The 19,957-nt window shown below is 63.5% G+C and carries 18 protein-coding genes and 1 pseudogene; 10 read left to right on the top strand and 9 right to left on the bottom strand.

What is annotated here, in order from left to right; all coding sequences use genetic code 11:
* Positions 1 to 167: 167 nt before the first annotated feature.
* Both OX462_RS04020 and OX462_RS04015 read right to left on the bottom strand, forming a co-directional pair.
* On the bottom strand, positions 168 to 785 hold the full coding sequence (locus tag OX462_RS04020; RefSeq protein WP_409027836.1) for a lytic transglycosylase domain-containing protein: 618 nt from the start codon (positions 783 to 785) through the stop codon (positions 168 to 170).
* Positions 782 to 2,521 (bottom strand): proline--tRNA ligase, encoded by a 1,740-nt coding sequence (locus tag OX462_RS04015; protein ID WP_409027835.1) that lies wholly within the window; start codon positions 2,519 to 2,521, stop codon positions 782 to 784. The genes OX462_RS04020 and OX462_RS04015 overlap by 4 nt, the downstream gene beginning before the upstream one ends.
* A 204-nt stretch (positions 2,522 to 2,725) precedes the next feature.
* On the opposite strand from OX462_RS04015, the gene OX462_RS04010 reads away from it, so the two are divergent.
* A complete protein-coding gene (locus OX462_RS04010; RefSeq protein WP_409027834.1) occupies positions 2,726 to 3,358 on the top strand; it encodes an RNA pyrophosphohydrolase in 633 nt (210 codons plus the stop codon).
* 100 nt (positions 3,359 to 3,458) lie between these two features.
* On the opposite strand, the gene mqo is transcribed toward OX462_RS04010, so the two are convergent.
* Both mqo and OX462_RS04000 read right to left on the bottom strand, forming a co-directional pair.
* The gene (gene mqo / locus OX462_RS04005) at positions 3,459 to 5,057 is read right to left on the bottom strand and encodes a malate dehydrogenase (quinone) (protein WP_409027833.1); all 1,599 of its coding nucleotides are present in this window, start codon (positions 5,055 to 5,057) and stop codon (positions 3,459 to 3,461) included.
* Positions 5,050 to 5,196 carry a hypothetical protein gene (locus OX462_RS04000; protein WP_409027832.1) on the bottom strand — a complete coding sequence of 49 codons (147 nt, stop codon included), beginning with the start codon at positions 5,194 to 5,196 and terminating at the stop codon, positions 5,050 to 5,052. Before OX462_RS04000 ends, mqo begins: the two co-directional genes overlap by 8 nt.
* 304 nt (positions 5,197 to 5,500) lie before the next feature.
* Between OX462_RS04000 and OX462_RS03995 the strand changes: the two genes are divergently transcribed.
* Entirely contained in the window at positions 5,501 to 5,923 is a 423-nt protein-coding gene (locus OX462_RS03995) for a DUF1841 family protein (RefSeq protein ID WP_070218599.1), read from the top strand.
* Positions 5,924 to 5,928: 5 nt separating this feature from the next.
* Here the strand turns inward: OX462_RS03995 and OX462_RS03990 are convergent, their stop codons facing one another.
* Genes OX462_RS03990 through nirK form a run of 3 tightly spaced genes read right to left on the bottom strand, consistent with a single transcriptional unit; the run spans position 5,929 to position 10,420 of the window.
* A complete protein-coding gene (locus OX462_RS03990) occupies positions 5,929 to 8,199 on the bottom strand; it encodes a nitric-oxide reductase large subunit (protein WP_409027831.1) in 2,271 nt (756 codons plus the stop codon).
* A gap of 14 nt (positions 8,200 to 8,213) precedes the next feature.
* Positions 8,214 to 8,891 (bottom strand): iron-sulfur cluster repair protein YtfE, encoded by a 678-nt coding sequence (ytfE, locus tag OX462_RS03985; RefSeq protein WP_409027830.1) that lies wholly within the window; start codon positions 8,889 to 8,891, stop codon positions 8,214 to 8,216.
* Positions 8,892 to 8,923: 32 nt separating this feature from the next.
* On the bottom strand, positions 8,924 to 10,420 hold the full coding sequence (gene nirK, locus OX462_RS03980; protein WP_409027829.1) for a copper-containing nitrite reductase: 1,497 nt from the start codon (positions 10,418 to 10,420) through the stop codon (positions 8,924 to 8,926).
* A 150-nt stretch (positions 10,421 to 10,570) separates the two neighbouring features.
* Here nirK and norR point away from each other — a divergent pair, with 150 nt between their 5' ends.
* Positions 10,571 to 12,127 (top strand): nitric oxide reductase transcriptional regulator NorR, encoded by a 1,557-nt coding sequence (gene norR, locus OX462_RS03975; protein ID WP_070288612.1) that lies wholly within the window; start codon positions 10,571 to 10,573, stop codon positions 12,125 to 12,127.
* Positions 12,128 to 12,141: 14 nt separating this feature from the next.
* On the opposite strand, the gene OX462_RS03970 is transcribed toward norR, so the two are convergent.
* Positions 12,142 to 12,483 (bottom strand): c-type cytochrome, encoded by a 342-nt coding sequence (locus OX462_RS03970; protein WP_409028725.1) that lies wholly within the window; start codon positions 12,481 to 12,483, stop codon positions 12,142 to 12,144.
* Positions 12,484 to 12,497: 14 nt separating this feature from the next.
* On the bottom strand, positions 12,498 to 12,827 hold the full coding sequence (locus OX462_RS03965; RefSeq protein WP_046684254.1) for a c-type cytochrome: 330 nt from the start codon (positions 12,825 to 12,827) through the stop codon (positions 12,498 to 12,500).
* Positions 12,828 to 13,060: 233 nt separating this feature from the next.
* On the opposite strand from OX462_RS03965, the gene OX462_RS03960 reads away from it, so the two are divergent.
* The 7 genes and pseudogenes from OX462_RS03960 to OX462_RS03930 all read left to right on the top strand — a co-directional run bounded on the left by OX462_RS03960 (position 13,061) and on the right by OX462_RS03930 (position 19,926).
* Entirely contained in the window at positions 13,061 to 13,930 is an 870-nt protein-coding gene (locus OX462_RS03960; protein WP_034746522.1) for an AAA family ATPase, read from the top strand.
* A 30-nt stretch (positions 13,931 to 13,960) separates the two neighbouring features.
* Positions 13,961 to 14,578 carry a GNAT family N-acetyltransferase gene (locus OX462_RS03955; RefSeq protein WP_409028724.1) on the top strand — a complete coding sequence of 206 codons (618 nt, stop codon included), beginning with the start codon at positions 13,961 to 13,963 and terminating at the stop codon, positions 14,576 to 14,578.
* Positions 14,572 to 15,741: a vWA domain-containing protein gene (locus OX462_RS03950; RefSeq protein WP_409027828.1), complete on the top strand. Its 1,170-nt coding sequence runs from the start codon at positions 14,572 to 14,574 to the stop codon at positions 15,739 to 15,741. Before OX462_RS03955 ends, OX462_RS03950 begins: the two co-directional genes overlap by 7 nt.
* A gap of 313 nt (positions 15,742 to 16,054) precedes the next feature.
* Positions 16,055 to 17,242: a cation:proton antiporter gene (locus OX462_RS03945; RefSeq protein WP_409027827.1), complete on the top strand. Its 1,188-nt coding sequence runs from the start codon at positions 16,055 to 16,057 to the stop codon at positions 17,240 to 17,242.
* Positions 17,243 to 18,373, top strand: coding sequence for a YbdK family carboxylate-amine ligase (locus OX462_RS03940; protein WP_409027826.1), 1,131 nt, complete (start codon positions 17,243 to 17,245; stop codon positions 18,371 to 18,373).
* A gap of 236 nt (positions 18,374 to 18,609) precedes the next feature.
* Positions 18,610 to 19,092, top strand: a pseudogene (locus OX462_RS03935) (sigma-70 family RNA polymerase sigma factor); the annotation flags it as partial.
* A gap of 27 nt (positions 19,093 to 19,119) precedes the next feature.
* Entirely contained in the window at positions 19,120 to 19,926 is an 807-nt protein-coding gene (locus OX462_RS03930; protein WP_409028723.1) for a FecR family protein, read from the top strand.
* Positions 19,927 to 19,957: the final 31 nt, after the last annotated feature.

Here is a 19,957-nt window from a genome sequence, read left to right as displayed (position 1 = left end):
TTTACTGCGAGCGGGGCATTTTTTTGCTGCGGGGTCAACCATGTTGTCGGATGACGGTCTTTCAGACCTAATCCGACCTACGTCCGCCCCATTCACCCGGGGTCAGACCCTCAACACCGTTAATACAGAGCCCTGCGCCAACGCTGCCGGGGGTCTGACCCCAGCCTTTATTTGACTTCCCACTGCTTCCAAGCCGCCCTTACCGCATTCGGATACTCGGCCCGGCCCCGGCTGCCGTTATACCGGCCCAGCGCCAGGTACAAATCGCCCTTTTCCATATCCAGGTACATGCGCAGGATCGCGCAGCCGTAGCGCAGATTCGTCTGCATGTGGAACAGCTTGCTGCGGTCATGGTCGCCGATGACGCCCGTCCAGAATGGCATCACCTGCATGTAGCCGCGCGCGCCGGCCAGCGAAACGGCATATTTGCGGTAGGCCGACTCCACCTGGATCAGACCCAGCACCAGGGCCGGTTCCAGGCCCGCGCGGCGCGCTTCGTACCAGACGGTTTCCAGGAATTCCGTGCGCAGCTGGGCGTCCGGCAGCTTGCGCTGCAAGCGCTGCGACATCTGCGCCAGCCATTGCTGGTAGCGCTGCAGCTCGGCGGGCGTGGCAAATTTGGGCTGCGGCGGGCGTTCGTCGCGGATCGCATGCGACAGGGCCAGGCGGACGGAGTCGGCCAGCGCCTCCTCCTTCTGGTTGCCGGCCTGCGCCGTGAAGGCGCAGGCCAGGCCGGCGGCCAGCGCGAGCGCGCCGGCCGCCTTGCTTACCGATAAGCGCTTCACTGCGCCATTTTGCCCTGGATGAAGGCGACGATCTCGTCCGGCGCCACGCCGGTCGCTTCCGCATCGCGGCGGCCCTGGTATTCCAGCTTGCCTTCTTTCAGGCCCCGTTCGCCGATGACGATGCGGTACGGCACGCCAATCAGTTCCCAGTCGGCGAACATGGCGCCAGGGCGCAAGCCGCGGTCGTCGACGATGACGTCCACGCCAGCGCCTTGCAGGGCCGCGTACAGCTTCTCCGTCTCGTCCTTGACCAGTTCGCTGCGATCCATGCCCATCGGGCATAGCACGACTTCGAACGGCGCGATCGAGGCGGGCCAGATGATGCCCTTGTCATCGAAGTTTTGTTCGATGGCGGCGCCCAGGATGCGCGTCACGCCGATGCCGTAGCAACCCATCTGCAGCGGCGCAGGCTTGCCGTTCTCGTCGAGGAAGGTGGCTTTCATGCTTTCCGAATACGCCGTACCCAGCTGGAACACGTGGCCCACTTCGATGCCGCGCTCGATGGCCAGTGCGCCCTGGCCGTCCGGCGACGCGTCGCCGGCGACGACATTGCGCAAGTCGGCCACGATGGCAGGCTCGGCCACGTCACGGCCCCAGTTGGCGCCCGTGTAGTGGAAACCGGCCTCATTCGCGCCGCAGACGAAGTCGCTCATGTGGGCGACCGTGCGGTCCGCCACCACGGTGACCGGTGCCTTCGTGCCGATCGGGCCCAGGTAGCCGGGGATGGTGCCGTAGACTTCCAGGATTTCCGCTTCCGTCGAGAAACGGTGACCGGCCAGGCCGGCAACCTTGCCCACCTTGATCTCGTTCAATTCATGATCGCCGCGCAGCAGCAGCATGAAATGCTGTTTCGTGATTTTTTCATCCTTGCCCGCCGTTTCCACCGTCAGGGCGATGGTTTTCACGGTGCGCGACAGCTCGATGCCCAGCAAGGCGGCCACGGTTTCGCACTTGACGGTGTCCGGCGTGGCCGTTTTGGTCAGCGCCTGGCTGGCGGCCGGGCGCTCGCCCGCTGGCGGCAGCGCTTCGGCCGCTTCCATGTTGGCGGCGTAGTCGGACGTCGGGCAGTACACAAGCGCGTCTTCACCCGTGTGGGCGATGACGTGGAATTCATGCGAACCGGAACCGCCGATGGCGCCGTTGTCGGCCGCCACGGCGCGGAATTTCAGGCCGAAACGCGTGAAGATGCGCGTGTAGGCGTCAAACATGACCTTGTACGACGCCTGCATGCCGGCCAGGTCGCGGTCGAACGAATACGCGTCCTTCATGGTGAATTCGCGGCCGCGCATCAGGCCGAAACGTGGGCGGCGCTCGTCGCGGAACTTGGTCTGGATGTGATAAAAGTTCAACGGCAACTGGCGGTAGGACTTGATTTCCGTGCGCACGACGTCCGTGATGACTTCTTCCGACGTGGGCTGGATCGCGTATTCGCGGCCGTGGCGGTCTTTCACGCGCATCAGTTCGTCGCCCATCTTGGTCCAGCGGCCCGTTTCCTGCCACAGTTCGGCCGGCTGCACGAGCGGCATCAGCAGTTCGATGGCGGCGGCTTTGTTCATCTCGTCACGGATGATGGCTTCCACCTTGCGGATCACGCGCAAGCCCATCGGCATGTAGGTATAGATGCCGGAACCGAGGCGTTTGATCATGCCTGCACGCATCATCAATTGGTGGCTGACGATTTCCGCGTCAGAAGGTGCATCTTTAAGTGTGGAAATAAAAAAACGGGAGGCGCGCATAACGGTGAATTCTTTTTAAAAAGAGAGGGTTATAATCAACCTAATTTTAAAGGATTAGCTGGCTGATGCGTCCATACTTTACACAAATGCGCTCAATTGGTGCGATTCCGGCGCTTTTCGCACCCCGAAAAGGTCACCGGCTTGCGAAGTTGTGGGTAATTATGTAAAAAAGGACGCACTGTCGCAGAAAGTTTGAGGTGCATTATGCTCGACCGTGAAGGGTTTCGGCCCAACGTCGGCATCATCCTGCTAAACGCCCAGAACGAGGTGTGGTGGGGCAAGCGGGTGCGCGAGCACTCATGGCAGTTTCCGCAAGGCGGTATCAAATATGGCGAAACACCGGAACAAGCCATGTTTCGCGAACTTGAAGAGGAAATCGGACTCAGACAGGAACACGTCAAAATTGTCGGCCGCACCCGCGACTGGCTGCGCTATGAAGTGCCAGACCACTTCATCAAGCGCGAGATTCGCGGCCATTACCGTGGCCAGAAGCAGATTTGGTTTCTGCTGAGAATGTGCGCGCGCGATAACGACGTCAATCTGCGCCTGACCGACCATCCCGAGTTCGACGCCTGGCGCTGGCATGAATACTGGGTCCCGCTCGATGTCGTCATTGAATTTAAACGCGATGTGTACCAGCGCGCCTTGCAGGAGCTGTCCCGCTTCCTGACCTGGCCCGTGCATGGCAACGCACAGCAAGCGCACCGCCACACGTCGCGCTACCTGCGCCAGCCCTATGCGCCACGGGCACAGGACGGCGCGGCACTGGCCAAGCCTTGCGACGGCATCGCCGCCGAAGGGTGTACGCCGGAGCTGATCTTGCCGGGCAAGGAGTAGTCCGCCGCAATGAACGCACGCTCCCACGCAAAAGGGGCAGCCTGAACAGGCTGCCCCTTTTTTCATGCCGGCAGGAAACTCCCCTGCCGGTCAGGCTGGCTTAGTTTGCCGCCGGCGCTGGCGCAGCAGCGGGAACGTCGAGCGTGATGGCTTTCAAGCCCAGGATATTGCTGCTGTAATGGCGGATCTTGTTGGCCAGGGCCGGGTCGTTGTTCAGCTTTTGACCGTACGACGGCACCATTTCCACCATCTTCGCTTGCCATTCCGGCGTGGCCAGGCGGCTCTTGAAGGCCGTTTGCAGCACCTTGATCATGATGGGCGGCGCGGTCGAGGCGCCTGGCGAAGCACCCAGCAAGGCGACGATGCTGCCATCGGCGGCGCCGACGACTTCCGTGCCAAACTGCAGCAAGCCGCCTTTGACAGGGTCATCCTTGACGATCTGCACGCGCTGGCCGGCGTTTTGCAGGGTCCAGTCTTCCATCTTGGCGTTCGGCAAGTATTCGCGCAGGGTCTTCAGGCGGTCTTCCGGCGTATTCATGACCTGTTCCACCAGATACTTCGTCAGCGGAATATTGTCGTAGCCGGCTTGCAGCATCGGTTTCACATTGCCCGTGCCGATCGAGGCAGGCAAGTCGATCCACGAGCCGTTTTTCAGGAACTTCGTCGAGAAGGTGGCAAACGGTCCAAACAGCAGGGCTTTCTTGCCATCAATGATGCGCGTGTCCAGATGCGGCACGGACATCGGCGGCGAACCGACGGACGCCTTGCCGTAGACCTTGGCCGCATGCGCCGCCACCAGTTCCGGATTGGTGGTCACCAGCCATTGGCCGCCCACCGGCACGCCGCCGTAGCCCTTGGCTTCAGGAATACCCGATTTTTCCAGCAGCGGCAGAGAACCGCCGCCGGCGCCGATGAAGACGAACTTGGCGCGCATGGTTTTTTCCTTGCCGGCAGCCAGGTCTTTCACCGTCACGTTCCACACGCCGTCGGCGCCGCGCCGGATGTCTTCCACCTGGTGGCGCAGGTGCAGCACCATGCCGTGGCTGTCCGTCAGGTATTTCACGAGACCGCGCGTGAGGTTGCCGAAATTGACGTCGGTACCGATCTCCATGCGCGTCGCCGCCACTTTCTGGCCCTTGTCGCGCCCTTGCATGACGAGCGGCGCCCATTGCTCGATCTGCGCCTGGTCTTCCGAGTACAGCATGCCCTTGAACAGGTTTTCCTTTTGCAGCGCGGCGTAGCGCTTCTTCAAAAAGGCAATATTGTCGTCGCCCCACACAAAGGCCATGTGCGGCACGTTGTTGATGAAGGTTTGCGGCGCACCCAGGTGCTTGTTGGCCACCTGATAGGCCCAGAATTGCTTGGAAATTTCGAATTGCTCGTTGATGGCAACGGCTTTCTTGGTCTCGATGCTGCCGTCGGCCGCTTCGGGCGTGTAGTTCAGTTCGGCAAATGCCGAGTGGCCCGTGCCTGCGTTGTTCATCGCGTCCGAGCTTTCGGCGGCCACGGAATCGAGGCGCTCGACCATTTCCATCGTCAGCGAGGGATCGAGTTCCTTGAGCATGCTGCCCAGGGTGGCGCTCATGGTGCCGGCGCCGATCAGCAGCACGTCGACCGGTTTTTCGGACGAGGCCGGAGGGGTCTTGTTACATGCCGCCAGGATCAGGCACGACATCAAAAGTAATAGCGATTTACGCATACGTAACTCCGTTTATGAATACTGAAGGATGATTCTTGCGCGCCACCGTGGCGGCACCATCGCTGTGTTGAATGAAAAACAGCCGGCCAGCCGGAACGCCAGGGCGGCCGGACAGGTCAAGGTTGATGGTGATAGGCATGCTGCCGCGCTCCGGGATAAGCCAGGAGCAAGATCTGGTGGCAAAGGTGCGGGCAATGGAAGCACGCAATGGCAACAAAATCGCCGTCGTGTCCAGAGCAAATATCAAGAGCGGCGATTTTATCACCGTTATTTGGCGCCGCCGGGCCGTGGCGGTAGTGGATAATACTTACTGCAGGGTATTAAATTGCGGTGACTATCGGGTCACGAAAGCGGACGCCGGACGGCAAAAAGGGCATCTCCGATGCCTTGAATTGACGTACGCGGTACAATGCCGGCTGCCCCTTAGCCACAGTCCTACAGCCATGTTCAACCCCTCTTCCGACGACGTGCGCCGCTTCTTTTGCGACACCTTGCGCAAGCACCGCGCCCACGAAATCCTCACGCCGATGGAAGCCATCGCGCTCGACTGGATCCTCGAACATCCCGAGTATGAAAACGAGCTCTCCGACGTCGAAGCGGCGCTGGCGCGCGATTACTCCGTCGAAGGGGGCCAGGCCAATCCTTTCCTGCACCTGTCCATGCATCTGTCGATCACGGAGCAGGTACAGGTGGACCAGCCGCGCGGCATCCGCCCGGCCGTCCAGCAACTGACCCAGCGCCTCGATTCGGCCCATGCGGCCCAGCACGAAGTGATGGAATGTCTGGGCCAGATGATCTGGGCTTCGCAGCGCTCGGGCTTGCCGCCGGATACGGACGCGTATATCGACTGCGTCCGCAGGCGTTAACCGGGCTATGCCGCTGAAGGCTGCAGTACAGCTGCCTTCGGCGCCTTGTCCAGCAACCCCAGCACCACCTGCAGTGCCATGGCGACGGCGCCGACGATGAACACCACGTCGCCGAAGGTGCGTATCCAGCGCAGGTTCTGCAACAAAGGCTGCTGCATGAAGCCTTCGCTGCGCGCATACCACAGGCCTTCCGTCACGCTGGCGTGGAACTGGATGATGCCAATCGGCAGCAAGCTGGTAAAGATCATCAGCGCCAGTCCCCCGTTCAAACCCCAGAACGCCGTCTTCATCAACGCAGGGCTGAAGCGGTAGTCGGGCCGCAGATAACGCAGCACCAGCAAGGTAAAGCCCAGCGCCAGGAAGCCGTACACGCCGAACAGCGCCGCATGCGCATGCACGGGAGTCGTGTTGAGCCCCTGGATGTAGTACAGCGCCACGGGCGGATTGATCATGAAGCCCAGCACCCCGGCGCCCAGCATGTTCCAGAAGGCGACGGCGACAAAGCACATCAGGGGCCAGCGCAGGTTTTCCATCCACGGCGCGCGCTCCTTCAGGCGCCAGTTTTCCCACGCTTCGTGGCCCAAGACGATCAGCGGCACCACTTCCAGCGCGCTGAAACTGGCGCCGATGGCCATCACGGGCGTGGTGGTGCCGGCAAAGTACAGGTGGTGGAAGGTGCCGGGTATGCCGCCCAGCATGAACAGCGAGGCCGACGCCAGGCTGGCCGTCGTGGCCATGCGCACCGACACCAGGCCCAGGGTCGAGAAGATGAAGGCCAGCGCCGTCGTGGCGAACACTTCAAAAAAGCCTTCCACCCACAGGTGCACCACCCACCAGCGCCAGTACTCCATCACGGATAAATGCGTGCGTTCGCCGTAGAACAGGCCGGCGCCGTAGAACAGCCCGATGGCGCCCACGGACGCGGTCAGCAGCGCCAGCAGGTTCCTGTCGCCGCCCGGCTGGCGCAGGGCCGGCACGACGCCGCGCAGCATCAGCACGAGCCACAGCAGAATGCCGACAAATTTGCCGATTTGCCACAAACGTCCCAGGTCCACATATTCATAGCCCTGGTGGCCGAGCCAGAAATTCCACTCGGGCGGCATCACTTGCGCGATGGCCAGGTAATTGCCGATGAACGAGCCGACGACGACCGCGACGAGGGCCCAGAACAGCACGTCGACACCGAGGCGCTGCCACTTGGGGTCCTTGCCGCCATTGATCAGCGGGGCGAGGAACAGGCCGGCGGCCAGGAAGCCCGTGGCGATCCAGAACAGCGCCGCCTGGATATGCCAGGTGCGCGTGAGCGCATACGGGAACCAGCGCGACACGTCGATGCCGTAGAACTGCTGTCCTTCCACCGTGTAATGCGCCGTAAAGCCGCCGATGAAGACCTGGAAGATGAACAGCGCCACCACGAGGAACAGGTACTTGCCCAGTCCCCGCTGCGAAGGCGTCAGCGCGAACGTGGTGAGCGGATCGCGCGGACCGGCCGCCGGCAGCGCTTCGTCGTGGTCGCGCAAGAAGGCCCAGCCCCAGACGAGGAAGCCCACGCCGGCCAGCAGCACCACCACGCTGGCGACCGACCAGACGAGGTTTTCGCCGCTCGGCTGGTTGCCGATCAGCGGTTCGTGCGGCCAGTTGTTCGTATAGGTCACTTTCTGGCCCGGACGTTCGGTGGCGGCGGCCCACGCCGTCCAGAAGAAGAACTGCGTCATCTGCGCGCGCCGCGCGGCGCTGGGCAAGGTGTTTTCCTTCATGGCGAAATGCTCGCGGCTGGCGTGCAGCGCAGGCGCGTCCGAGAACAGCTGGTCGTAATAGTGCGCCGTGCTGGCGATCGCTTGCACGCGGCGCGCCGACAGATGCAGTACTTGTTCTTCATCGACCCGGTTGGCGCGGTATTCCAGCTTGAGCGCTTCGCGCAGCGCCGCCTGCGCGGGGCCGTCGAGCGCCGCGTACGCCTTGCCATGCTGCTCTTGCGCGGCCAGTTCCAGCCAGGCCGTCAGTTCGCGGTGTAGCCAGTCGGCCGTCCAGTCGGGCGCCTGGTAGGCGCCGTGGCCCCAGATGGAGCCAAGCTGCATGCCGCCGACGGATTGCCAGGCCGTCTGGCCGTCGAGGATGCCCTCGCGGTCGAACAGTTGCCGGCCATCCTGCGCCAGCACTTGCGCGGGGATGGGCGGCGCCTGGCGATACACTTCCGTGCCGTAGTAGCCGAGCAGCGAAAACGTCACGATCAGCACACCGATCAGGGTGAACCAGAGTTTTTTGTAGGGCCCCATGGGTCTTTCCTTTGTCAGTGCACCACGGCCGGCGCAAAGCGCTCGAACAGGATATTGTTTTCAGTATGGATGTGCGCCATCAGATCTTCGCGGAAGGTGCGCAGGCCCGTGTACAGCGCGCGCCAGGTGGTGCAGGCGCCGGCTGGCGCGGTGATATCGTTCGTCATCGCCTCCATGGCGCGCAAGGCCACGCCATGGTCGTCGTGCTCCATGCGCATCACGTTGATGGGCGCGCCGGCCCGGGGGCCCTGGCCGCGCACGATCATGGGGAACAGCACGTCTTCCTCCTTGCGCATATGGCTTTCCAGTTCCTGCGCCATGGCCGACAGGTGTTCCGCCAGCCCGTGCGGACAGTCGGCGCGGTCGCCATGCACCTGCTCGACCTTGCGCGCCAGGCGTATCAGCTCGGGCAGCTGCTCGCGATGCACGACGTGGTAGCGCGCCAGGATGTGTTCCACCAGCTCGGCGGCCGGGGCGTCCTGCCAGTCACGCTCGCCGCTGGCGTCAATCCGTCCGGCCAGCACTTGCAGTTCCTTGACGATGGGCGCCGCGTCCACGCCGGCCGCTTCGGCCGCCGCGCGCAGGGTCTTGTTGCCGCCGCAGCAGAAATCGAGGCGGTGCGCATCGAACAGGCGCGTGGCGCCGGGGATGCGGCGGGCCAGCTGGCCCAGGGATAGGTCGATCATTTCCATAGCAGTTCCTTGATGATGAATGGGGGGTTGTTTTATTGGACGGCGCCCGCGTGGTAGACGCCGGGCACGGCTTCGCCCGTCACTTCCAGCACGCCCACGGCGCCCTTGCCGGCGCGCGACAGCGCATGGTCAACCAGCAGATAGCTGCCAGGATGCTGTACCTTCAGTTCGACGATGGTCGCGCCGCCCGGCGCCACCAGCGTGGTTTGCACGTCGTTTTTCGGGCTGCTGATCGAGCCTTCGCTGTACACCTTGTCGAAGATCTCGCCGATGATGTGGAACGACGAAATCTTGTTCGGGCCGCCGACACCGAAATAGATGCGCACGGTCTCGCCGACTTTGGCCTGCAGTTTGTGCGTCTTGCTCAGGGCGCCCACTTCGCCGTTGAAGACGTAGTAGTCGGGCAGCTCATTGGCCATTTTTTCCAGGTTCGGTTCCTGGTGCACGGGGGCGCCGTGCGGACGGCCCGTGTACATCTCGCCCTGCATCACGTAATACTCGCGGTCGACCTTCGACAGGCCGCCTTCCGGTTCGACCAGGATCATGCCGTACATGCCGGCCGCGATATGCTGCGGCACGAGCGGCGTGGCGCAGTGGTAGACGAACAGGCCCGGATTGAGCGCCTTGAAGGTCACCGTCTTTTCCTGCCCCGGCGCCACCTGCGTGTGCTGTCCGCCGCCATGGCCGCCCGTCACCGCGTGCAGGTCGATCGAGTGGATCATCTTGCTGTCTTTCGCATTGAACAGGGTCAGTTCCACCGTGTCGCCCACCTTCGCGCGCAGCATCGGGCCCGGTACTTGCCGGTTGAAGGTCCAGTAGGTAAAGCTGGTGCCGTCATCGAGCTTGCCCGGCAGTTCCACCGTCTCCATGCGGTATTTCAGGGTTTGCGGCGCGCGCGCGCCTATGGCGGAAGGCACCTGCGCCGGGTTGGCGGCCACGCTGACGGCCGATGGATCGGGGCCGCGCATCGGCGACGGCGCAGGCGTGTATAGGGCCAGCGCCGCGGCCTGGCTCGCTTCGCCGGCAGCGTTGCCGGCGCCAGCGGCCTTCTGTGCCCCGGCTTCGGCCAGCGAGGTGCCGGCGACTTCCAGCTTGCCTTCCATGCCGATCTGGCGGTGGCCGGGAATCGAGCAGTAATAGGTGAACGTGCCCGCGCGCGTGACCTTGAAGCGCACGGTGGTGCTGCCGCTGTTGGCGCTGAACTTGTTTGATGCCACGTTCAGTTCCGGGATCAGCAGATCGTGCTCGGCGCCTTCGCCGCTTTTCAGCACCAGTTCGACCGTGTCGCCCACCTTGGCCGCCAACACGGGGTTGACCTGGCCCTTGGCATCGATGAACACCATCTTGCCGTCGACGATATTGGTTTGCAGTTCATAGCGCTTGAGCGCGGCGGCGGCAGAGGGTTGGCTGACAGCGGCCGCAGTGGCGGCGGCGCTGGCCGGCAGGCTCGCCTGGGCTTGCACGGACAGGGGCATGGCCAGCACGCAGACGGCGGCGGCAATGGCGCGGAGGGAGGGAGTCGTTTTCATCAGGCTTTCCTTGGTCTTGTATGCCGGTTCGGCACCCTTACCTAGGCAATCCGTGTGCCAGGAAAAACTTGTTTTAAATCAACGATTTGAAAAATGCACGGTCATCATGACCCTTTTCAAGCGTGGTCCGTTGTACCCTGCATGGTACTTATGACCACCACCGCCATCCACCTGCTGCTGCTCACCGACCTGGTCGCCGACCTGCCCGTGGCCGTGCGCCTGCAGCGCCTGGTGGGCAGCCTGCGCGCACACTTCGGCTGCGAGGCCGTGGCCTTGCTCAAGCTCGATGGCGAGCACCTGCGCCCCGTGGCGATGGCCGGCCTGGCCAGCGACGCGCTGGGACGCCGCTTCGCCGTCGCCGACCATCCGCGCCTGGCCGCCATCCTGCAGCGGCGCGGCGTGCTGTGCTTCCATCACGACAGCTCGCTGCCCGATCCCTACGACGGCCTGATCGCCGAGCGGGCCGGCGAACCGCTGCCCGTGCACGACTGCATGGGCATGGCGCTGGACCTGGAAGGCGAACGCTGGGGCGTGATCACGCTCGACGCGCTGCGGGTGGGCACCTTCGATACGCAGGCGCAGCGCGACCTGGGCGAACTGGCCTGCGCCATCGAGGCGGCCGTGCGCGTGACCCGCCTGGAGACGGAAATCCGCGCGCTGCGCCTGTCGGGCGGCGCCATGCTGGCCGATGCGCAGGCCCCGCGCGAGGAACACGACTTCGTCGGCCAGAGCAGCGCCATCACGCATTTGCTGCACGAATTGCAGGTGGTCGCCGATTCCGAACTGCCCGTGCTGCTGCTGGGAGAGACGGGCGTCGGCAAGGAATTGTGCGCGCACCGCCTGCACCGGCTGTCGCGCCGCGCCGGCAAGCCATTGATCCACGTCAATTGCGCGGCCTTGCCGGAATCGCTGGCCGAGAGCGAGTTGTTCGGCCATGTGCGCGGCGCGTTTTCCGGCGCCGTCAGCGATCGGCCCGGCCGTTTCGAGGCGGCCGAAGGGGGCACCCTGTTTCTCGATGAAGTGGGGGAATTGCCGCTGTCGATACAGGCCAAGCTGCTGCGCACCTTGCAAAATGGCGAAATCCAGCGCCTGGGCGCGGACCGGCCGCGCCGGGTCAACGTGCGCGTGATCGCCGCCACCAACCGCAGCCTGCGCGAACATGTGCGCGACGGCTCGTTCCGCGCCGATCTGTACCACCGTTTATCCGTCTATCCCGTGCCGATTCCGCCGCTGCGCGAGCGGGGCAATGACGTGCTGCTGCTGGCCGGCGGTTTCCTGGAACTGAACCGCGCGCGCCTGGGCTTGCGCAGCCTGCGCCTGTCCGCCGCGGCGGAAAACGCCTTGTGCCACTACCGCTGGCCCGGTAACGTGCGCGAACTGGAACATGTGATCAGCCGGGCCGCGCTGAAAGCCGTGATCCGCGGCGCGGACCGCAAAGAGATAGTAACGCTGGAAACGGATATGCTCGACCTCGATGCGCTGGAAGCGCCGGCCGGCGCGGACGCGCTGCCGCCAGTGCTAGCTGCGTGCACGATGCCGGCGGCGCCGCTGCTATCGATGCATCAGATCGTCGAAGCGAGCCAGCGCCAGGCCATCCGGCAAGCGCTGGTGCTGCATCAGGATAACTGGGCCGCTGCCGCACGGCAGCTGGGACTCGACGCCAGCAATCTGCACAAGCTGGCGCGCCGGGTCGGACTGAAAGCCTGAACCGGCGTTACCGCTCAGCGGTGGGTCACCAGGGTGGTCGGCAAGCTGTGCAGGTAGGCGGCCAGGTCCTTGATGTCCTGGTTGCTCAGCGGTTTTACCTGGCCCGTCATGATGGCGTTGTTGCGGCCGTTGGCCTTGTCGCCCCGCTTATACGCCGTCAAGGCGTGTTCCAGGTAATCCCTGTGCTGGCCAGCCAGTTTCGGGTAGGACGGGTCGATGGGCGAACCGTAATCCTTGCCGTGGCAGGTGGCGCAGCTGTATTTTTCGGCCAGGGCCTTGCCCGTGTTGATATTGCCGGCGGCGCTGGCGGAAAACGAGACGGTGGCGTAAACGAGGGCGGCGAGTAGTGTTTTCATCATCTGGCTGGTCCTCAGTTCGGCTTGGCTTGTTGCGCATAGTACGCGGCGACATCGGCGATATCCTGGTCGGACAGGCTGCTGGCGATGCCCTTCATGCTGGGGTGCTTGCGGTCGCCCTTCTTGTAGGCTTGCAGCGCATTCTCGATATATTTTGCCGGCTGGCCGCCGATCATCGGAACCTGGAACACTTCGGGGAAGGTTGCCTTGTAACCGGGGATGCCGTGGCAGCCGATACACATTTCCACCTTGGCAGGGGCTGCCTTGGCGTTTCCTACAATGTCAGCCGCTGTGACGGCATTTGCTATGCCGGCAAGCACGAGAAGTGCAAATATTTTTTTCATAGTGGCAATGTGAACAAAGGTAATCGGAGAAACGCCAGTGCTGGTTTTTATTGATTTTATGTGTTGACAATTAAGGTTGACAATTAATCTGCTGCTTGCCGATTCTAGCCAAGATATTCTTGCAAGTCCACCTATAAAACCCGCATTGTCGGCAGGCAGGCACAGGCCGTCCGCGTGGCAGCGCGCCACAGTTCTGTTTATACTCACCATTTCCCTACTTTGGCAGACCGCTCATGCAAGCACAGCACACCCAGCAAGGCCAACGCTTCGAAGGTTCCGACAGCTATGTCGCCACCGCCGACCTGAAACTGGCCGTGAATGCGGCGCTGACCCTGCAACGCCCGCTGCTGATCAAGGGCGAACCGGGCACGGGCAAGACCATGCTGGCCGAGGAAGTGGCCGCCGCGCTGAACATGCCGCTGATGCAATGGCATATCAAATCGACCACCAAGGCGCAGCAGGGCCTGTACGAATACGACGCCGTATCGCGCCTGCGCGATTCGCAGCTGGGCGACGAGCGCGTGCGCGACATCCAGAACTATATCGTCAAGGGCGTGCTGTGGCAGGCGTTCACGGCGCCCGAACCGGTGGTACTGCTGATCGACGAGATCGACAAGGCCGACATCGAATTCCCGAACGACCTGCTGCGCGAACTGGACCGCATGGAATTCTATGTGTATGAGACGCGCGAAATGGTCACGGCGCGCCACCGTCCGCTCGTCATCATTACCTCGAACAACGAGAAGGAATTGCCGGATGCCTTCCTGCGCCGCTGCTTCTTCCACTACATCAAATTCCCGGACAAGGACACGATGGAGCAGATCGTCGCCGTCCACTACCCGCACCTGAAACAGGAATTGCTGGCGCAGGCGCTGCAAACCTTCTATGAGGTGCGCGACGTGCCGGGCCTGAAGAAAAAGCCGTCGACGTCGGAATTCCTCGACTGGCTCAAGCTCCTGCTGGCCGAGGACATCCCAGCCGAAGCGCTGCGCAGCAAGGACAACAAGGCCGTCGTGCCGCCGCTGCACGGGGCGCTGCTGAAAAACGAGCAGGACGTGCACCTGTTCGAGCGCCTGATGTTCATGTCGCGCACCAACCGCTAAGGAGCGCCGGTGAACGATATCAGCCCCGACATGGTCTTCGTCCCCCTGGAACTGCACGGCATCCGCCTCGAGGCACTGGCGCCGCACCACGCGCCCGGCCTGCGCGCGGCGGCCATGGATGGGGAACTGTGGAATCTGCGCGTCACCTCCGTGCCCGAGCCGGACCAGGTGGACCAGTACATTTTCAAGGGCATCGAGATGCGCCCTTCGCGCTTCGCCTTTGCCGTCATCGACGCGGCCAGCGGCGAGGTGCTCGGCACCACCAGCTACCACGACGTGGTGCCGGCCATCGGCCGCCTGGAAATCGGCTACACCTGGTACGCGAAGCGCTGCCAGCGCAGCCACGTCAACACCACCTGCAAATTGCTGCTGCTGGCGCACGCCTTCGATAACCTCGGCTGCGCGCTGGTGGGCCTGCGCACCGACAATTTCAACCACGCCTCGCAGGCGGCCATCGAGCGCCTGGGCGCGAAAAAGGATGGCGTGCTGCGCCACCATGCGCTGCGCCGCGACGGCACCGTGCGCGACACCGTCATGTACAGCATCACGCGCGGCGAGTGGCCGGAAATTGCCGCCCACCTGCGCTACAAGCTGGCGCAGCGCCCCATTGCCGCACTGCCCCGCGCGGGAGAGCAGGCGCCATGCTGATCGATTTCTTCTTCACGCTCAAGGATGCGAAGATTCCCGTCTCGATCAAGGAATTTCTGACCCTTCTTGAAGCGCTGCAAAAGAACGTCATCGACGCCTCGATGGACGATTTCTACTATCTGGCGCGTTTGACCCTGGTCAAGGATGAAGCCCATTTCGACAAGTTCGACCGCGCCTTTGCCCAGTACTTCAAGGGCGTCAATGCGGCTTTCGACACGAACGCGGTGATTCCCCTCGACTGGCTGCTCAAACGCATGCAGCGCGAGCTGTCCGAAGAGCAGAAGGCGCAGCTGGAAAAATTCGGCTACGACAAGCTGATGGACCGCCTGAACGAGCTGCTGAAGGAACAGAAGGAGCGCCACGAGGGCGGCAGCAAGTGGATCGGCACGGGCGGCACTTCGCCGTTCGGCAATGGCGGCACGAATCCGGAAGGCATCCGCATCGGCGGCAAGGGCGGCAACCGCACGGCCGTGAAGGTGTGGGAAGCGCGCAGCTACAAGGATTACGACGGCGAGCGCGAACTGGGCACGCGCAACATCAAGGTGGCCTTGCGCCGCCTGCGCAAATTCGCGCGCGAAGGCGCGGAAGACGAACTGGCGCTCGACGCCACCATCGCCGCCACGGCCAACAACGCGGGTTACCTCGACATCAGGATGCGGCCCGAGCGCAAGAACCGCATCAAGGTGCTGATGCTGCTCGACGTGGGCGGCAGCATGGACGACCATATCGAGCGCACCGAGGAACTGTTTTCGGCGGCGAAGACGGAATTCAAGAACATGGAGTTCTTTTACTTCCATAACTGCGTCTACGACTATCTGTGGAAGAACAACCGGCGCCGCAATGCCGAGCGTTTTCCCACCTGGGACGTGCTGCGCAAATACCCGCCCGATACCAAGCTGATTTTCGTCGGCGACGCCACCATGAGCCCCTATGAAATCCTGCAGCCGGGCGGCAGCGTCGAATACAACAACGAGGAAGCGGGATCGGCGTGGCTGGCGCGCTTTACCCAGGCGTTCCCGAAATTCATCTGGCTCAATCCGGAGTCGGAGGGATTATGGCAGTACCGCCAGTCGATCGGCGTGATGCGGCAGTTGATGAACAACCGCATGTTCCCCCTGTCGATCGACGGGCTGGAACGGGGCATGCGTCTGCTCAGTAAATAAAAGCACGCAACAAAAAGTCCATGGCGGCAGGGGGCCGCCATGCCGTACACTGCGACACGGCACTACCGTGCGGAGCATCTCCGCCGCGGGCGGGTAGCATACGCCGATACCAGCCCTGCCCCACCCTGCTGCATCCCGTGCGCGGCCGCCATGGTCGCGACACTGTTCGATTGCGCACATCGTGCGCGCCCTCTGCTCCGGTAGAATCGGCGCATCGCTCTGCGCAAACTATGCACCACCGCTGCACCAAGACCTTGCCGCGCCAGCCCCCGTGCTGCCGGCCGGTGCCAGCGCCAATTTCAAAGGAATGAGCATGCAAAGTCTGATCTCGATCGCCGCCGACCTGTCCTGGCCGTTTGCCATTACCCTGGCCTGGGTGGTGGGCGAATTCGGCCACCGCTGGACGGGCCTGCCGCGCATCAGTTTTTACGGCGTGATCGGTTTCGTCCTCGCGCAGACGCAGGTAGGCATCCTGCCGCAGACGGACGCCGGCCCCATGCTGGTGCTGGCCGACGTGGCTTTCGGCCTGATCCTGTTCGAGGTCGGCTACCGCATCAACCTGCGCTGGCTGAAGAACAATCCGTGGATCGCCGTCACGGGCCTGGTCGAATCCCTGCTGACCTTTGCCGTCGTCTACTTCATCGGCATCGAATTCGGCAGCACCTCGAAGACGGCGCTGCTGCTCGCATCACTGGCCATGTCCACCTCGCCGGCCACCATCATGCGCGTCATCAACGAGGAACGCAGCTCGGGCCAGGTCACGGAACGCATCGTCCACCTCACCGCCCTGAACTGCGTGCTGGCCGTCTTCACGTTCAACATCATCGTCGGCTTCTGGATGTTCCAGAGTTCCACCGACCTGATCGAGGCGAGCAGCAGCAGCGCCGCCGTGCTGGCCGCCTCCGTGGCCGCCGGCACCGTCTTCGGCATCGTCGTGCCGGCCATGCTGCGCCGCCTGGGCAACATGGCGCAGGACGCCACCGTGGCGTTCGCGCTGTCGGTGATGCTGCTCGTCGCCCTGACCTACACCACCAGCCTGTCGCCGCTGCTGGCCACCCTCACCTTCGGCCTGGTGGCGCGCCACCGCAGGGTCGCCTTCAGCCAGGCGCAGCGCAATTTCGGCGCCATGGGCGAGCTGCTGACGGTGCTGCTGTTCGTGTATGCCGCCTCGACCCTGGAATGGGCCAGCGTGACGGCCGGCGCGGGACTGGCCCTGGCCGTCGTCGGCGGACGATTGCTGACGAAGGTCGCCGGCGTAGCCGCGTTCTCGCATGTGAGCGGCATTTCCTGGCGCAAGGGCGTGCTGACGGGCGTGGCCCTGACGCCCGTCTCCGTCTTCATCATCCTGCTGCTCGAACACGCGCGCCAGCACGGCGTGAACTTCGGCGACGAATTGAACGCCCTGGCCGCCATCACCCTGGGCCTGGAACTGATCGGCCCCGTGCTGGTGCAGCGCGTGCTGATGCTGGCCAAAGAAACCCACGAAATCAAGGAGCGCTAAATGCCGCTGGAACCCTTTGGCCAATCGGCCGCGCTGACCTTCGGCGTCGAACTCGAACTGCAACTGGTGAACCTGTCGGACTATGACTTGACGGCCGCCAGCCCCGACCTGCTGCATCTGCTGAACAAGAAACCGTTTCCCGGCAACGTCACGCCGGAAATCACCGAGAGCATGATCGAGATTAACTCGAGCGTGCACACGCATCATGGCCCCCTGCTGGAGCAGCTGCAGGAAATCCGCGACACCTTGATCACGGCCGGCGACAAGCTCAATATCGGCATCGCGGGCGGCGGCACGCACCCGTTCCAGCAATGGTCGTCGCAAAAGATCTTTTCCAAGCCCCGCTTCCAGGAGATTTCGGAACTGTACGGCTACCTGGCCAAGCAGTTCACCATCTTCGGCCAGCACGTGCACATCGGCTGCGCCTCGGGCGACGACGCCATGTTCCTGCTGCATTCGCTGAACCGCTACATCCCCCACTTCATCGCCCTGTCGGCTTCCTCGCCCTATGTGCAGGGCCGCGACACCCTGTTCGATTCGGCCCGTTTGAATTCCGTGTTCGCCTTTCCCATGAGCGGGCGCGCACCGTTCACCCTTAGCTGGGACCAGTTCTCCAACGAGTATTTCGCCAAGATGGAGAACACGGGCATCATCAAGAGCATGAAGGATTTTTACTGGGATATCCGTCCCAAGCCGGAATTCGGCACCATCGAACTGCGCGTCTGCGACACGCCGCTGACAGTGGAGCGGGCCGCCGCGCTGGCCGCCTACCTGCAGGCGCTGTGCCGCTACCTGCTCGAACGCCGCGAAGCGCCGCCCGTGGAAGACGATTACCTCGTATATAACTACAACCGCTTCCAGGCCTGCCGCTTCGGCCTCGATGGCGCGATCACGCATCCGAAAACCTACGAGACGATGTCGCTGCGCGAAGACATCATGACCACCCTGCGCAAGATGGAACCGCACGCCGAGGCGCTGGGCAGCACGCCGGCCCTGAAACACCTGTCGGACGTGGCCAAGCAGTGGAGCGACGCGCAATACCTGCGCAAGCAGCACAGCCTGCAGGGCAGCGCCGAGGGCATGGTCGATTCGGCCATCCGCTGCTTCCGTGGCGAGCCGATGAACTACTGACTTTGCTGCCTGGTAACGTAGGTCGGATTAGCCCGTCGGGCGTAATCCGACAACATTGTGAGCGCTATTGGTGGCGTCGGATTACGCGCTTGCGCGCCTCGGCGGCCCCGCTAATCCGACCTACCGTTCGTCAACCAAAAAACCACAGCGTGCCTGCCCGTCATTTACAGCCGCCGTCCCCGCTTGCTACAATGAGAATGATTCTTATTATTGTTTAAAAACGCAAGGGGAATGCGATGCCGCTGGCAAAGCCGCTACAACGCCAGGACATCGCGACACTGTATGCCGACCACCACGGCTGGCTGCAGGGCTGGCTGCGCAAAAAACTCGGCAGCACGGCCTGCGCGGCCGATGTGGCGCACGATACTTTCATGCGCCTGCTCGACCGCGAAGACGCCGTCGCCGCGCGCGAGCCGCGCGCCTTTCTCGCCACCGTGGCGCAGCGCGTGCTGTTCAACCATTACCGCCGTCAGAAACTCGAACAGGCGTACCTCGACGTGCTGGCCCAGCTGCCGCCCCTGCATGCGCCCTCGCCCGAGGAGCGCGCGCTGCTGCTGGCCACCGTATTTGAACTGGACCGCATGCTCGACGGCCTGCCGCCCCCCGCCAAACGGGCTTTTTTACTGCGCCAGCTCGACGAACTGCCGCAGGAAGACATCGCGCACCGGCTCGGCATCTCGCTGGCGACAGTAAAACGCCATCTGCAGCGGGCCGGCAGCGCCACGCAGGCGTGGCAGCAGCTGCAAATGCAGCACGAGCACCTGCCGCCCGGCATGCACGCGACCCTGCTGCGCGCCGGCGTGCAAGCGAACGCGCCGCGCCGCCAGGCCGTCAAGACGCTGGCCCTGCTGCTGGCTTGCGGCGCCTCGCTGTATGCATTCGAACGCCGTGGCCCATGGCGCAGCTGGACGGCTGACTACCGCACGGGCATCAATCAGCGCCGCGTCGTGACCCTGGCCGACGGCACGCGGCTCACCCTCAATACCAATAGCGCCGTGAATATCGCTTACGACGGCGCGCAGCGCCGCATCGACCTGCTGGCCGGCGAAATCTTCATCGCCACCGGCAAGGATGCGGCGCAGCGCCCGTTCTTCGTCGGCACGCCGCACGGCAGGCTGCAGGCGCTGGGCACGCGTTTCACCGTGCGCCTGCACGATGGCTATGCCAGCGGCGACGTGCTGGAAGGGGCCGTCGCCGTGCTGGCCGGCGATGGTGCTCAGCGCCTGCTGCTGCGCCCCGGCGAAGGCGCCCATTTCGACAGTGACGGTTATCACCGCCAGGCGCTGGCGCCGTACGGCGGCGCCTGGCTCGATGGCATGCTGGTGGCGCGCGACATGCGCCTGGCCGATTTCCTCGCCGAGCTGTCGCGCTACAGCGAGCAGCCGCTGGACTGCACGCCCGCCGTCGCCGGTTTGCGCGTGTCCGGCTCCTACCCGCTGGCCGACGTCGATGCCATCGTCGACGCCGTCAGCGCCAGCCTGCAGTTGCGGCGCAATACCGTCACGCGCTTCTGGGGGCATCAGGTGGTGCGCATCGAACTGGCGGCCCGCTGAAAAATATTTTCTGCAAAGTGAGCTGTTTTAC

This window comes from Janthinobacterium aestuarii (assembly GCF_046113285.1).
Lineage (GTDB): Bacteria > Pseudomonadota > Gammaproteobacteria > Burkholderiales > Burkholderiaceae_D > Janthinobacterium.
Note: the sequence above shows the minus strand (reverse complement) of the source record. Positions and strands in the feature narration are given on the sequence as shown.